This is a genomic window from Staphylococcus sp. EG-SA-2 (assembly GCF_017152085.1).
The window spans coordinates 1-1,194 of the sequence record NZ_JACYHC010000830.1; the positions used below are offsets into that span (position 1 = coordinate 1).

The following is a 1,194-nucleotide window of genomic DNA, read 5'->3' on the forward strand; positions in this document are numbered from 1 at the left end:
TTTGATATTTTAAAGAATACTCCTGAACCAATAACTGTCCCCATAACAATAGCAAACGCTGAGAAGAAACCTATATTTTTTTGTAATTCTTTACCATTTGACATAATTACACCTCATTTTTAAGATTAAATGTTTTAACCTACCACACCCTTGCTTGTATCTGCAATATTCAGTCCATGTTCAATGACACCTGAAACTCTAGTTAAGTCAACATTCCCGCCTGAAACTAAAGCAACAACATTTTTATCTTCAAGCCATTTATTGTTTATTTTTCCACTTAAAATTGCAGCTGTTGGTAATGCGCCTGCACCTTCAGTAATAATTTTGGCACGCTGCATTAAATCTTTCATAGCATGTTCAATTTCTTCTTCAGTAACAAGAATAAATTCATCTACTAAATGTTTAACTACTTCATATGTTTGTTCACCAGGAACTTTTACATCACAACCATCTGCTATCGTGCTATCCACTCGATGTTCAGTTAAATCTCTCTTATAGAAAGACTCAGCCATACCATGAACATTCTCAGATTGAACACCGATAATATGAATTGAAGGGTTAAATGATTTTAATGCGGTGGCAATACCTGCAATTAATCCTCCACCGCCAACTGGTACGATGACTGTATTCACATTCCAAATATCATCTAAAATTTCTAAACCAATTGTTCCTTGGCCTGCCATTACAAACTTATCGTCATATGGATGAACGATTGTCATGCCATTTTCTTTCGCTAATTCTTCCATATAAAGTCTAGTTTCGTTAAAGTTTTTACCTTTTAAAATAACCTTTGCCCCATAGCCTTTTGTTGCTTGTTGTTTCGCTTGTGGTGCTGTTTCAGGCATTACGATAGTTGCATCAATGCCTAATAATTTAGCTGTTAAAGCAACACCTTGTGCATGGTTCCCAGCAGATGCTGCGATAATGCCTTTTTCTTTTTGTTCATCTGTTAAGTGATTAATTTTATTGCTAGCGCCTCTAAATTTAAAAGATCCTGTGAATTGCATATTTTCTAATTTTAGAAATACATTCCCTTTAGTTATACTTTGGCTTAAATACATTGATTTAATTAGAGGTGTTCGACGAATAAATGGTTTAATGCTTGCTTTAGCTTCTTCGATATCTCCTAAACTTACAATATGTGCTGTTTGTAATGTAACTGTGTTGGTTGTCATAATAATTACATCCTTCCGT

At 34.3% G+C, this 1,194-nt stretch carries 2 protein-coding genes; both read right to left on the reverse strand.

Translation table 11 applies throughout. The features are described from left to right. Nucleotides 1-104: hypothetical protein (locus tag IDG60_RS27570; RefSeq protein WP_241013339.1), on the reverse strand; the 104-nt coding region annotated here is incomplete at its 3' end. A 30-nt stretch (nt 105-134) separates the two neighbouring features. Continuing rightward, the gene (gene tdcB / locus IDG60_RS27575; RefSeq protein WP_000210828.1) at nt 135-1,175 is read right to left on the reverse strand and encodes a bifunctional threonine ammonia-lyase/L-serine ammonia-lyase TdcB; all 1,041 of its coding nucleotides are present in this window, start codon (nt 1,173-1,175) and stop codon (nt 135-137) included. Nucleotides 1,176-1,194 lie beyond the last annotated feature (19 nt).